At 65.4% G+C, this 12,927-nt stretch carries 9 protein-coding genes; 8 read left to right on the top strand and 1 reads right to left on the bottom strand.

The features are described 5' to 3' along the window. Positions 1-6: 6 nt before the first annotated feature. Positions 7-2,088, top strand: a complete 2,082-nt coding sequence (gene pbpC / locus HDIA_RS13880; RefSeq protein ID WP_099556703.1) for a penicillin-binding protein 1C — start codon at positions 7-9, stop codon at positions 2,086-2,088. A gap of 145 nt (positions 2,089-2,233) precedes the next feature. Further along, positions 2,234-3,598, top strand: coding sequence for a cation diffusion facilitator family transporter (locus HDIA_RS13875; RefSeq protein ID WP_197708029.1), 1,365 nt, complete (start codon positions 2,234-2,236; stop codon positions 3,596-3,598). A gap of 19 nt (positions 3,599-3,617) precedes the next feature. Here the strand turns inward: HDIA_RS13875 and HDIA_RS13870 are convergent, their stop codons facing one another. Continuing rightward, entirely contained in the window at positions 3,618-4,418 is an 801-nt protein-coding gene (locus HDIA_RS13870; RefSeq protein WP_099556701.1) for a TrmH family RNA methyltransferase, read from the bottom strand. Between the two features lie 214 nt (positions 4,419-4,632). Here HDIA_RS13870 and HDIA_RS13865 point away from each other — a divergent pair, with 214 nt between their 5' ends. The 6 genes from HDIA_RS13865 to HDIA_RS13840 all read left to right on the top strand — a co-directional run bounded on the left by HDIA_RS13865 (position 4,633) and on the right by HDIA_RS13840 (position 12,885). Continuing rightward, the gene (locus tag HDIA_RS13865; RefSeq protein ID WP_099556700.1) at positions 4,633-5,007 is read left to right on the top strand and encodes a DUF423 domain-containing protein; all 375 of its coding nucleotides are present in this window, start codon (positions 4,633-4,635) and stop codon (positions 5,005-5,007) included. 307 nt (positions 5,008-5,314) lie between these two features. Further along, positions 5,315-6,016 (top strand): L,D-transpeptidase, encoded by a 702-nt coding sequence (locus HDIA_RS13860; protein ID WP_099558903.1) that lies wholly within the window; start codon positions 5,315-5,317, stop codon positions 6,014-6,016. A gap of 194 nt (positions 6,017-6,210) precedes the next feature. Beyond that, a complete protein-coding gene (glgC, locus tag HDIA_RS13855) occupies positions 6,211-7,479 on the top strand; it encodes a glucose-1-phosphate adenylyltransferase (RefSeq protein ID WP_099556699.1) in 1,269 nt (422 codons plus the stop codon). Positions 7,480-7,577: 98 nt separating this feature from the next. Next, on the top strand, positions 7,578-9,080 hold the full coding sequence (gene glgA, locus HDIA_RS13850; RefSeq protein WP_197708028.1) for a glycogen synthase GlgA: 1,503 nt from the start codon (positions 7,578-7,580) through the stop codon (positions 9,078-9,080). Between the two features lie 5 nt (positions 9,081-9,085). Then, positions 9,086-11,257, top strand: coding sequence for a glycogen debranching protein GlgX (gene glgX / locus HDIA_RS13845; protein WP_197708027.1), 2,172 nt, complete (start codon positions 9,086-9,088; stop codon positions 11,255-11,257). After that, a complete protein-coding gene (locus HDIA_RS13840; protein WP_099556697.1) occupies positions 11,254-12,885 on the top strand; it encodes an alpha-D-glucose phosphate-specific phosphoglucomutase in 1,632 nt (543 codons plus the stop codon). The genes glgX and HDIA_RS13840 overlap by 4 nt, the downstream gene beginning before the upstream one ends. Positions 12,886-12,927: the final 42 nt, after the last annotated feature.

The raw sequence follows: 12,927 nt of genomic DNA, 5'->3' as shown, positions 1-12,927 counted from the left end.
CCTGCCATGCGCCGCCTGACGCTCGCACTGCTGCTGATTGCTGGCCTTGCGCCAGCGACGGCGGCGGTCGGTCTGCGTGAGGTCGTGGCCGATACCCGCCCGCCCGACCTTGGCGTTGCGACCTCGCAGCAGGTGCTGGACCGGAACGGGCGACTGCTCCGCCCCTTCACGGTGGCTGACGGGCTTTGGCGTTTGCCTGTGAGCGCCTCCGAGGTCGATCCACTCTATCTGAAGATGCTACTCGCCTACGAGGACAAGGGGTTTCATGCCCACCACGGCGTCGAGGTGACGGCGCTCATGCGCGCGGCGGGACAGATGCTGACGAGCGGCCGGATCGTCTCGGGCGGCTCGACGCTCACCATGCAAGTCGCCCGGCTGGCGGACCGGCTTGCCACGCGCAATGCCCAGGGCAAGGGCCGGCAAATCCTGAGCGCTCTGGCGCTGGAACGGCATTTTTCCAAGCAGCAGATCCTCGATGCCTATGTGCAGCTTGCCCCCTTCGGCGGAAACCTTGAGGGCGTTCGGGCCGCAACGCTTGCCTGGTTCGGCAAGGAGCCGACGCGCCTGACACCGGCCGAATGCGCGCTGCTCGTCGCCCTGCCGCAGTCGCCGGAAGGACGCCGTCCGGATCGCGATCCGAAGGCGGCAAAGGCCGCGCGGGACCGCGTGCTGGCCCGTGCCGTCGAGGCCGGGGTGATCGACGAGGACGATGCGGTCGCGGCGCGGCGCGAGCCAATCCCGACAGTACGTCGTGACTTCCCTCTGCTGGCGCCGCAACTGGCGGCGCGCGAGGCGAAGGCTTCGCCCGACATCGGCAGCATCCGGCTCACCATCGACCGTGAGGACCAGGACCGGCTCGAACAGCTTGCCAGGGCGCGGGCGAAGGCGATCGGTCCCGACGTTTCGGTCGCGATCCTCGTCGCGGACCGGACCAATGGCGAGGTGCTGGCACAGGTCGGCTCGGCGGGTCTCTTCGAGACACTGCGCGACGGCTTCGTCGACATGTCGGAAGCGCTGCGCTCTCCGGGCTCGACCCTGAAGCCCTTTATCTACGGTCTTGCCTTCGATGCCGGCATCGCCCATCCGGAGACGCTGATCGAGGACCGGCCGACGGGGTTTGCCGGCTATGTGCCGACCAACTTCGACAAGGAATTCCACGGCACGGTGACGATCCGTCGGGCCTTGCAGCTCTCGCTCAACGTGCCCGCCGTCGAGGTGCTGGAATCGGTCGGTCCGGCGCGTCTGATGGCGCGCATGCGCCGCGCCGGCGTGCGCCCGGCGCTCACCGACCTGTCGCCGCCGGGCCTTGCCATCGGCCTTGGCGGGCTTGGACTCAGGCTCTCCGATTTGGTGACGCTCTATGTTGCGCTGGCGCGGGGCGGAGAGCCGATCCCGTTGGTCCATCGCCCGGACGAACAGGTGGGCCCTTTGACCGGCGGCCCGGTAATGGGACGCCGGTCGGCGGCCTATATCACCGACATTCTTGCGGGTGGTCCGACGATCACCAAGACGGACAGCCGGGTCGCGATCAAGACCGGTACGTCCTACGGCTACCGCGATGCCTGGGCGCTCGGCTACGACGGACGCCATGTGATCGGGGTTTGGGTCGGGCGGCCGGACGGCGAGCCGGTTCCGGGGCTTGTCGGGTATGACGTCGCCGTACCGATCCTCAAGGATGCCTTCGTTCGGATCGGCGGGGCGGTTCCGCTGCCTGCACCGCCACCGGACCTTCTCAAGGTCTCGTCGGTCGAACTGCCGCCGCCGCTGCAGCATTTCGGCTCGGCGGCCCGTGGTGGCGGCGTGAAGACGCAAGGGGCCGGGCTGGAGATCGCCTATCCGCCGAACGGCGCGCGCGTCGATCTCATGCTTCCGGGCGGACACACGGCGCCGCTGCCGCTCAAGGTGCGGGGTGGACATGCGCCCTACACCTGGTTCGTCGACGGCGCGCCGGTCGTACGCGATCCCTACGGCCAGCCGGCGAGCTTTGCGCCGTCCGGGGCGGGCTTCATGACGATCGCCGTGGTCGACGGCGACGGGCGGTCGGACCGCGTCCGCATCTTCGTGGAAAACCCGCCGACGCAACCGTGATCGGAAGGCCGCCTCGTCATCCTCTCTTGTCTGCGGGAGGGGATTGGGTCAGTAGGGTGCGGCGAGACGAACAGGTGCAAGAGGCGGTCCGGGCAATGGCGACCAAGAGAGTGAAAACGGTACCGCCGGGCCGTGAGGGACGATCATGACCCGCAAGCAGCGTGTCGCCCTCATCTCGCTGGTCGCGAGCCTTTCGCTGGCGGGCGCCAAGCTCGCCGTCGGCCTGATGATCGGCTCGCTCGCCCTCATCACCGATGCCTTTCATTCCGGCACGGATTTCCTGGCGACCTTCGTCACGCTGATGGCGGTGAGAATCGCGGACAGGCCGCCGGACGAGACCCATCCCTACGGTCACGGCAAGTTCGAGGCGCTGGCGGCGCTGGCCGAAGCGGCGCTGCTGCTCGTCTTTGCCGGCATCGTTTCCGCCGAGGCCGTGGGGCGGTTGAGGGAGGGCGCGCCCGCACCGGATGTCAATGCGATCGCCTTCGCGGTTCTCGGCGTCGAGATCGTCGTCAACATCTGGCGGGCCCATGACCTCTCGAAGGTCGCGCGCGAGACAGGCAGCGCCGCCCTTGCCGCCGACGCGCTGCACTTCGGCTCCGACGTTCTTTCGTCGCTGGCGGTTCTGGCCGGCTTTCTCGCGACCCTTGCGGGCTTCCAGGGTGCCGATTCCGTGGCAACGCTGGCCGTCGCCGTGCTGATTGCCGTGCTCGCCCTCAAGCTCCTGAAGACGACCATCGATCAGTTGACCGATGCGGTGCCGCGCGGGCTGATCAAGTCGCTGACACGGAGCGTCGACGATGTCCCCGGTGTCGTCGCGGTCGACTTCATCCGCATCCGGAAGGTCGGCCACACGCATTTCGTCGATGTCGGCCTCGGCGTGCCGCGCAGCTTCGCGCAGGAGGAGCTGGCAACGCTCAAGTCGCGGGTTACGAAGACGATTGCCGACGAACTCGGCGAGGCGGAGGTGGTGGTCAGCACGCAGCCGGTCGCGGTGAGCGAGGAGTCGGTCCGCGAACAGGTCCTGCTGGCGGCCGTGCGTGTCGGCATTCCCGTCCATCACATCACCATCCAGCATCTCGGCGACCGCCTGTCGATCAGCCTCGACATCGAGGTGGAGGCAGAGATGCCGCTTGGCGCCTCCCATGATGCGGCGACCCAGGTGGAAGAGGCGATCCGGGCGGAACTTGGCGGCGATGTCGAGGTCGAGACCCATCTGGAACCGATGATGGTCGATCTGTTGCCGGGCGAAGACGTCGACGCGCAGACGACCGAGGCAATCTTCGCGGACCTGCGTCACGCCGCCTTTTCGCTTCAGATCGCCGACGTCCACAACGTCCGCGTCCGTCAGCTCGGGGAGGGGATCTTCGTCGTCTTCCACTGCCGTTTCCCGGCCGCGACGGCAACGGCGGACGTTCACGAACGGCTCGATCAGCTGGAGCGGGCGGTGCGCGAGCGCTGGCCCTCGATCCTGCGGATCGTCAGCCATCCGGAGCCCGTCAGGGAGTAGTCCCGCTCAGGCTTCTTGCTCAGGCCTCCCGCCGCGTCAGTTCGTAAAGGGCGATGCCGCTGGTGGTCGCGACATTGAGGCTGTCGAAGCCGCCCGACATGTCGATCCGCACGGTCGTCGCTGCGCGGAGCACGTCGTCCGGCAACCCGGGACCCTCGGCCCCGAGGATCAGGGCCGCGTTCGGGATGGCGCCGATCTCCGACAGTGTGCGGCTGCCGGCCGGTGACAATCCCACGGGTGTGTAGCCGTGCCGGCGCAGCCTCTCGACGAGGTCCGGTCCGCTGCCGGCGCGGGCGAAGGGCACGCGCAGGATGCCGCCGACGGAGACCCGCAGCGCCTTGCGGTAGAGCGGATCGCAGCTGGTCTCGTCCAGCAGCACGGTGTCGACGCCGAAGGCGGCGCAGTTGCGGAAGATGCCGCCCATGTTGTCGTGATTGGCGATGCCGACGAGGCCGACGACCGTGCGCGGCCGGGTCTGGATGAGGTCATCCGCCGACCGGTCCTGCCGCCGCCTGCCGAGCGCGAGCAGGCCGCGGTGAATGTCGAATCCGACGATGGCGTTCATGACCGACTGGCCGGCGGCGTAGACGGGAGCCGCGTCGGGCACCTCGGCCAGCAGCGCGTGCCGGGTCTCGATCCTGTGCGCGGCGACCAGCAGGCTGGCTGCTTCGAAGTCGGCCGAGCGCAGCAACTGGCGGATCACCACCTCGCCTTCGGCGATGAAGCCTTCGCCGCGTCCGACGACATCCCGGTCGCGGACGTTGCGGAAGGCCTCGATGCGCGGATCGTCCGGATCGTCGATGGTGATAACGGGAGGCAAATGGCAAAACCGTGATCGGGTTGGTCAAAAAGGCGCGTTGCGAAGAAAGTTCGTCAAGCCTATGGCTTGCCTAGAGCATAAAGCGTTCGAGCGAAAGCGCATGAACGAGACCGATATGCTCCGGATTCAAACATGCAGGGCGACGTGCAGCACGCATATGGTTCCGCGTGACGGCATGCCGCTCCAGGATTTCTGAGCAGGATCGGATGTTGCCATGACCCATTTCGTCGACCGGATTCTGGCTGCCTTCGGCGCTCTTTTCGGCGCAGCGGGGCTTGTGGCGCTTTCGGCCGGCGCGCATGTGGATTCTGGCGGCAATTACACGACCGCGGGCTGGATGCTGATGGTCCACGCCGGCCCCGTCGTCTTTCTCGGCACGGCGGCCCCTTTCAGCACGTTCTGGCGCCGGCTGGTGCTGCTGTTCATGATCGCCGGAACCGTCATCTTCGCCGGCGATGTCTCTTACCGCACCTATGCGGGAGAATCGCTGTTTCCCATGGCCGCGCCGACCGGCGGCACATTGCTCATCCTTGCGTGGATCGCGCTTGCCTTTGTCCTGCTCCTCGGGTCCTCGGAGCAGCGGCGTTGAATTCTCCGTGATCGGCGGGCCTTTTTCCTGACACGGAAGGAACCGGCAAGCATTTCTTGAACTTTCCCCTTGAAGCTTCGGCCTGCGCCGAATTCGCTCAGGTTGATCCGGCTTGAGCGGCAAGACTATGCTCCAGCCTTGTATTCCGGGGCTTTTCCTGACCAACAGGCAGTTCCGCCTGACCGGGAAATGCTCCGAGCGCAGGGTGGCGCCATCTCCCGCCCAGTTCGTCCGAACGAGGTTTTCATTGATGCTTTTCCACGACAACGAGCCTGACACGTCAACCGAAACCACTGCGTCGTCCCGCATGACCCGGCGTTTTCTGCTGGGTGCGGTACCCCTGGCGCTGGCCGGTTGCGCCGACAGTTCGATGCTGCAGCCGCGCCTGCGCGATCCGCGTGCCGATCGCCGCTATTTGTCGATGTATGCGCCGGTGACGGATGACCGCTTCCCGTTGCCCGGCATCGATCTGAAGCAGATCGACCCGAAATACTGGCGTCAGGAGGTCTACTACTCCGCGCCCTATCCGGTCGGAACCATCGTTGTCGATCCGGCGAACAAGTTTCTCTATCTGACCGAACGCGACGGCAAGGCCATCCGCTACGGTGTCGGTGTCGGGCGGGAAGGCTTCGGCTGGTCCGGCAAGGCCGTCATCAAGCGCAAGCAGGCTTGGCCGACCTGGACCCCGCCGGCCGAGATGGTCGCCCGCGATCCGCGTGCGCGTCCCTTTGCCAAGGGCCAGCCGCCGGGGCCGGAGAATGCGCTCGGAGCCCGCGCTCTCTATCTCTATCAGGGCGACCGCGACACGCTCTACCGCCTGCACGGCACCGCCGAGCCCTGGTCGATCGGGCATTCCATGTCGTCCGGTTGCATCCGGCTCATCAACCAGGACATCATCGATCTCTACAACCGGGTGCCGATCGGGACGGAGGTCGTCGTGCTCGATAGCAGCGACAGCCGCTTCAGCAGCCTTAGCAACCTCAGCAACTTCAACTTCTCGCTATTCTGACGATCGGCTTCGGCCGTCAGGGAAGATTGGCCCGCAAAAAAATGTTCTGGGCCAATCTTCTAGGGGGGCAGACAAGGCCTGTTTCTCCGGTCATAGTGGCCCTCTGAGGCATCTGGTCGCAACCGCCCGAGGAACGGCGGACCGGCCAAACGGCGTGAACACATGCATGCCGCAGCAACCGAAAGGGGGAGGCGATGTCCGAGAGAGCATATGCAAGCCGCAGGCTTGGCCGAAACGCGATGGCCTTCGTGCTGGCGGGCGGGCGAGGCTCCCGTCTCAAGGAGTTGACCGACCGGCGCGCCAAGCCCGCCGTCTATTTCGGCGGCAAGAGCCGGATCATCGATTTCGCTTTGTCCAACGCCATGAATTCCGGCATTCGCCGTATTTCGGTCGCGACGCAATACAAGGCCCACAGCCTGATCCGCCACCTGCAGCGGGGCTGGAACTTCTTCCGCGAGGAACGCAACGAAAGTTTCGATATCCTTCCGGCCTCGCAGCGCGTCTCGGAGGAGAAGTGGTATGTCGGCACGGCCGACGCCGTGACGCAGAATATCGACATCGTCGAGGCCTATGAGCCCGAGTTCATCGTCATTCTGGCCGGCGACCACGTCTACAAGATGGACTACGAGGTCATGCTCGAGGAGCATGTCAACTCCGGCGCGGACGTGACTGTCGGATGCATCGAGGTGCCGCGCATGGAGGCGGTGGCCTTCGGCGTGATGCATGTCGATGCCAAGGACCAGATCATCGATTTCGTGGAAAAGCCTGCCGATCCGCCGGGCATGCCGGACAATCCCGACATGGCGCTGGCGTCCATGGGCATCTATGTCTTCGAGACCAAGCTTTTGTTCGAGCTTCTGCGCAAGGACGCCGACGATCCCAATTCCGCGCATGACTTCGGCAAGGACATCATTCCGGACCTGGTGAAGAACGGCAAGGCGATGGCCCACCGCTTCACCAACTCCTGCGTCCGCTCATCCTCCGAGGCGACCTCCTACTGGCGCGATGTCGGCACCGTCGACGCCTTCTGGGAAGCCAATATCGACCTGACCGATTTCGTGCCCGAACTCGACCTCTACGACCGGGACTGGCCGATCTGGACCTATGGCGAGATCGTTCCGCCGGCAAAATTCGTCCATGACGAGGAGGGGCGCCGCGGTTCGGCGACGAGTTCCCTCGTTTCGGGCAACTGCATCATTTCCGGAGCCCGGATCGACAAGTCGCTGCTCTTTACCGGCGTGCGTGCTCATTCCTTCTCGGATGTCGAGCATGTCGTGGCCTTGCCCTATGTCGAGATCAATCGCGGCGCGCGGCTGAACAAGGTCGTCATCGACCGGGGTGTGGTCATTCCGCCCGGACTGGTCGTCGGCGAGGATCCTGAGGAAGACGCGCGCCGTTTCCGGCGGTCGGAAGGCGGCGTCTGCCTGATCACCCAGCCGATGATCGACAAGCTCGGCTTGTAGACGCGTCTCCGGGCGGTTGCCGGCGATGGCGATAGGGGCTGCCATCGCAAGAAACCCTTGGGCATGCATTCATTCAAATGGCTGCTCAATGTTCGGCAATGAATTTTGCCGTATGTTGTGGGGCTGACTATCGATGCGAGGGGGCCGGCTTGCGCATTCTCTTCGTGGCGTCGGAATGCTATCCGCTGATCAAGACCGGCGGATTAGCCGACGTGGTGGGCGCCTTGCCACTGGCGCTGAAAAAACTGGGCTGCGACGTCAGGGTGCTGCTGCCCGGATATCCCGCCGTGCTGGCCGCGTTGCCGAAGGCCAAACCGGCGAAGAACTGGAGCGATCTTTTCGGCGGCAGCGCTCGCCTGCTGACGGGAACCAGTCGCGACGGCCTCGAGGTTCTCGCCATTGATGCGCCGCATCTCTACGACCGCATCGGCAATCCCTATCTCGGGCCCGACGGTCGCGACTGGCCGGACAATGCCCGGCGGTTCGCGGCTCTTGCCAAGGTCGGTGCGGAGGTCGGCATCGCCGGCGCCAATGGCTGGGTTCCGGACGTCGTGCACAGCCACGACTGGCAGGCCGGCCTGACCTCGGCCTATATCGCGGCGAGCGAGGGCCCGGTTCCGGCCACGATGTTCACCATTCACAACATCGCGTTCCAGGGGCTTTGCAGCCTGTCCCTCGAAAACGGATTCGGACTGCCGCGATCCTTCTTCACGCCGGCGGGGCTCGAATTCTACGGCCAGACCTCGTTCCTGAAGGCGGGCCTCGTCTTCTCCGATCATCTGACGACCGTCAGTCCGACCTATGCGCGCGAGTTGCGTACGCCGGAATTCGGCATGGGCATGGAGGGCGTGCTCAACGAGCGGGCGACCGCGACGTCCGGCATTCTCAATGGCATCGACCTTGATATCTGGAATCCGGAAACTGATGCCGAACTTGCCCAGACCTATTCCCAGGCCAGGCTCGGCAGCCGGTCCGCGAACAAGAAGAAAGTCCAGCAAGCCTTTGGACTGGCAACAGATTCAAGTGCGCTTCTTTTCTGTGTGATCAGCCGGTTGACCTACCAGAAGGGCCTCGATCTGCTGGTTCCGCATCTTGGCGAGATCGTCCACCGGGGCGGCCAGGTCGCCTTGCTCGGCTCCGGCGAAGCGGGGCTGGAGCGGGTCTTCACTGACGCGGCACGCCAGTTTCCGGGTCGGATCGGTGTCAGCATCGGCTATGACGAGGGCCTGTCCCATCTGATGCAGGGCGGCTCGGATGCCATTCTCGTGCCCTCCCGCTTCGAGCCTTGCGGCCTCACCCAGCTCTATGGCCTGCGCTACGGCACCATTCCCGTGGTCGCGCGCACGGGCGGCCTTGCGGATACGGTCATCGACGCGAATGACGCGGCCATCCGCACGGGGGTTGCGACTGGCGTGCAGTTCTCGCCGGTGACCGCGCCGGGGCTGTGGTTCGGTATCGAGCGGGCTTTCCAGCTCTTTTCCGATCGCAAGGTCTGGCGCAAGCTGCAGAAGCGGGCAATGCTGCACCCCGTTGGCTGGGACGAGTCGGCAGCGACCTATGTGGAGCTCTATCGTTCGCTGGCCGGAGAGGGTGTGGAGTAACCTACTTGGCGGATGCTGTCGTTTCTAGCGATCTGACATGGGGCAAGGTCGAGGCGGGAAAGGCGTACCCGCTGGGCGCGACCTTCGACGGCGGCGGGACCAATTTCGCTCTCTTTTCAGCGCATGCCAGCGCCGTGGACCTGTGCATCCACGAGCCGCTGACGGGGCGCGAGCTGGCGCGCATCCGCCTGCCGGAACATACCGACGAGGTCTGGCACGGCTATGTGCCGGGGCTGAAGCCGGGCATGTTCTACGGCTACCGCGTCCACGGGCCCTACAAGCCGGAAGAGGGGCACCGCTTTAATCACCACAAGCTGCTCATCGACCCCTATGCCAAGGCAATCAGCGGGCGGATGCGCACCGACGAACTGATGGCCGGCTATGTGTCGCGCACGCTCGACGACCTGACCTTCGATACGCGCGACAGCGGCCACGTCACCCCCAAGGGCATCATCGTCGACACGTCCTTCGAAGGCGAGACGATTGCCGGTCCGGGCCGGCGATGGACTGAAACCGTCATCTACGAGGCGCATCTCAAGGGCATGACGATGCTGCGCGAGGACGTTCCGCAAGGTCTTCGCGGCACCTATGAGGGGCTCGCCAGCGGGCCGGTGCTTGAGCATCTGACCCGCCTCGGCATTACCGCCATCGAACTGCTGCCACTGCAGGCCTTCATGGACGAAGGCTTTCTGTGCCGGCGCGGCCTCGTCAACTACTGGGGCTACAGCCCGATCTCCTATTTCGCGCCGGAGCCGCGCTACGACCGCGGGCGGCCGGACAGCATCCTCAACCGGGTGCGCGCGATGGTCGACCGGTTCCATGCGGCGGGCATCGAGGTCATTCTCGATGTCGTCTACAATCACACGGGCGAGGTGGACCATCTCGGCTCGACGGTGAGCTATCGCGGCATCGACAACGCCAGCTACTACCGGCTCGTGCGCAACAATCCGCGCTATTATGTCAACGACACCGGCACCGGGAACACCTTCAACACGAGCCACCCGCGTGTGCTCGCGCTGGTCATGGATTCGCTGCGCCATTGGGTGGACGTCCTCGGTGTCGACGGTTTCCGCTTCGATCTGGCGACGACGGTCGGGCGCGAGCCGCACGGCTTCAATCCCCATGGCCGCATGCTGTCGGCCATGCAGCAGGATCCGGTTCTGTCCAAGGTCAAGCTGATCGCCGAACCCTGGGACATCGGGCCCGGCGGCTATCAGGTTGGCAATTTTCCGCCCGGCTTTTCGGAATGGAACGACAAGTACCGCGATACGGTCCGCCGCTTCTGGCGCGGCGACGAGGCGGTCACGCCCGATCTTGCGACGCGCCTGCTCGGGTCTGCCGACCTCTTCGACAAGAGAGGGCGCCGGCCGTGGAGTTCGGTCAACTTCATCGACGCGCACGACGGCTTCACGCTCGCCGACATTGTCGCCTACGAGCACAAGCACAATGAGGCCAACCTCGAGGACAACCGGGATGGTCACAGCGAGAATCTGTCCAACAATCACGGCGTCGAGGGCCCGACGAGCGACCCGGACATCCTTGCCGCAAGGCGCCGGACGACACGGAACTTCCTGACCACGCTGATGCTGTCTCAGGGCACGCCGATGCTCACGGCCGGCGACGAAGTGGGCAACAGCCAGGGCGGCAACAACAACGCCTATTGCCAGGACAATCCCACCGGCTGGGTCGACTGGTCCGCGGTGGCAGGGGATCCGGAACTGCCGGACTTCGTGGCGTCGCTGATCCAGATCAGGCGCAGCCATCCGGTGCTGCGCCAGCCGACGTTCCTGCATTCGAAGATCCGTGCCGCGGATGGCCAGCTTGAGGTGCAGTGGGTCACGCCGACCGGGAGGGCCGTGACCAACACGGAGTGGCGGCAGCCGCATTTCCGCTGTTTCGGCCTGATCGTGCGCAACGCGGCCGCGCGCGATGAATTTGACGACGCCATGCCGGTGATGCTGATCTTCAACGGTGAAGGCGATGCGATCCGGTTCACCTTGCCGCCGACACGACGCGGCCGCTACTGGCGGCGTGTCTTCTCGACTGCCGAGGCGGCGGGCAGCGTCGATATGGAACGGCATGAGCCGGGAGCCGTTCTGACCATCGAGGCGCAGTCGATCGCGATCTTCGAAAAGATCAGGATCAAACGAGGGCAAGCAAAAAGGGGGCGGCGATGACCAATACGACCGTTGAGACCAGGCCCATAGAAGGCCAGAAGCCCGGAACCTCAGGCCTGCGCAAGAAGACCGACGTCTTCATGACGCCGGGGTATCTTGAAAATTACGTCCAGTCGATCTTCGAGGGCGTCGGCGGCATTGCCGGCAAGACGCTGGTGGTGGGCGGCGACGGCCGCTATTTCAACGACAGTGCGATCCAGACCATCCTCAAGATGGCGTCCGCCGCCGGCGCGAAAAAGCTGATCGTCGGTCAGAACGGGCTGCTGTCGACACCGGCCGCCTCCAACATCATTCGCAGGCGCGGCGCTTTCGGTGGCCTCATCCTGTCGGCCAGCCACAATCCGGGCGGCCTGCACGGCGACTTCGGCCTGAAGTTCAACATGGCCAACGGCGGGCCGGCGAACGAGGCCGTGACCTCGGCGATCTTCGAGCACACCAGGACGATCACGGTCTACAGAATCGCGCAGGCGCCGGACGTCGACCTGTCGGTCATCGGGACGACGGCGATCGGCGGCTCCGAGATCGAGATCATCGATCCCGTCTCCGACTATGTGGACCTGATGGAGACGCTGTTCGATTTCCCGGCCATCGCCGCGATGTTCGCCTCCGGCTTCACCATGCGCTTCGATGCGATGCATGCGGCGACCGGTCCTTATGCCAAGGCGATTCTGGAAGGACGGCTCGGCGCGCCCGTCGGGACTGTGGTCAATGCCGTGCCGCTGCCCGACTTCGGCGGCGGGCATCCCGATCCCAACCCGATTTATGCCAAGGAACTCTACGACCTGATGGCCTCGGCCGACGCGCCGGACATGGGGGCTGCCTCGGACGGCGACGGCGACCGCAACATCGTCATCGGGCGCGGGGCCGTTGTGACGCCCTCCGACAGCCTCGCGATGATCGCGGCCAACGCGCATCTCGCCAAGGGCTATACGAAGGGGCTTGCGGGCGTCGCCCGCTCCATGCCGACCAGCGGCGCTGTCGACCGGGTCGCCGCCAAGCTCGGCATCGACTGCTACGAGACGCCGACGGGCTGGAAATTCTTCGGCAACCTGCTCGATGCGGGCAAGGTGACGCTCTGCGGCGAGGAAAGCGCGGGCACCGGTTCCGACCACGTGCGCGAGAAGGATGGCGTCTGGGCCGTTCTCATGTGGCTCAACATCCAGGCGGTGCGCAAGGAGACGATCGCGGCCATCCAGTCGGGGCACTGGGCCGAGTTCGGGCGCACCTTCTACACCCGCCACGACTACGAGGCCGTTGATCTCGACGCCGCCAACGGTCTGATGGCGAATCTCCGCCGGCGCTTCGGCGACATGCCCGGGCAGACGGTCGGGCCGCTGGAGATCTCCGCTGCCGACGACTTCGCCTACACGGACCCCGTGGACGGGTCGGTGACAACGGGGCAGGGGATTCGCATCTTCTTCAAAGGCGGTGAGCGGCTCGTCTTCCGCCTTTCCGGCACCGGGACCCAGGGCGCGACGATCCGCGTCTATCTTGAGAAATTCGAGCCGGACGCGAGCCGTCACCGCCTTGATGCCCAGGAGGCGCTTGCCGACGTCATCGCGGCGGCCGATTCGCTTGCCGGTATTGGCGAGCGCACGGGACGGACGGCGCCGGACGTGATCACGTGAGGATTTGACGCGGATCAAGGCAAAGGCTTGCCGGGCGTGGTT

Source organism: Hartmannibacter diazotrophicus, assembly GCF_900231165.1.
Taxonomy (GTDB): Bacteria; Pseudomonadota; Alphaproteobacteria; order Rhizobiales; family Pleomorphomonadaceae; genus Hartmannibacter; species Hartmannibacter diazotrophicus.
Note: the sequence above shows the minus strand (reverse complement) of the source record. Positions and strands in the feature narration are given on the sequence as shown.

Coding starts and splice junctions, on each gene's coding strand:
- HDIA_RS13860 (WP_099558903.1), top strand. CDS start 5,315: ATGACCCGGCGTTTTCTGCTGGGTGCGGTACCCCTGGCGCTGGCCGGT.
- HDIA_RS13840 (WP_099556697.1), top strand. CDS start 11,254: ATGACCAATACGACCGTTGAGACCAGGCCCATAGAAGGCCAGAAGCCC.
- glgC (WP_099556699.1), top strand. CDS start 6,211: ATGTCCGAGAGAGCATATGCAAGCCGCAGGCTTGGCCGAAACGCGATG.
- HDIA_RS13875 (WP_197708029.1), top strand. CDS start 2,234: ATGACCCGCAAGCAGCGTGTCGCCCTCATCTCGCTGGTCGCGAGCCTT.
- HDIA_RS13865 (WP_099556700.1), top strand. CDS start 4,633: ATGACCCATTTCGTCGACCGGATTCTGGCTGCCTTCGGCGCTCTTTTC.
- pbpC (WP_099556703.1), top strand. CDS start 7: ATGCGCCGCCTGACGCTCGCACTGCTGCTGATTGCTGGCCTTGCGCCA.
- glgA (WP_197708028.1), top strand. CDS start 7,578: ATGAATTTTGCCGTATGTTGTGGGGCTGACTATCGATGCGAGGGGGCC.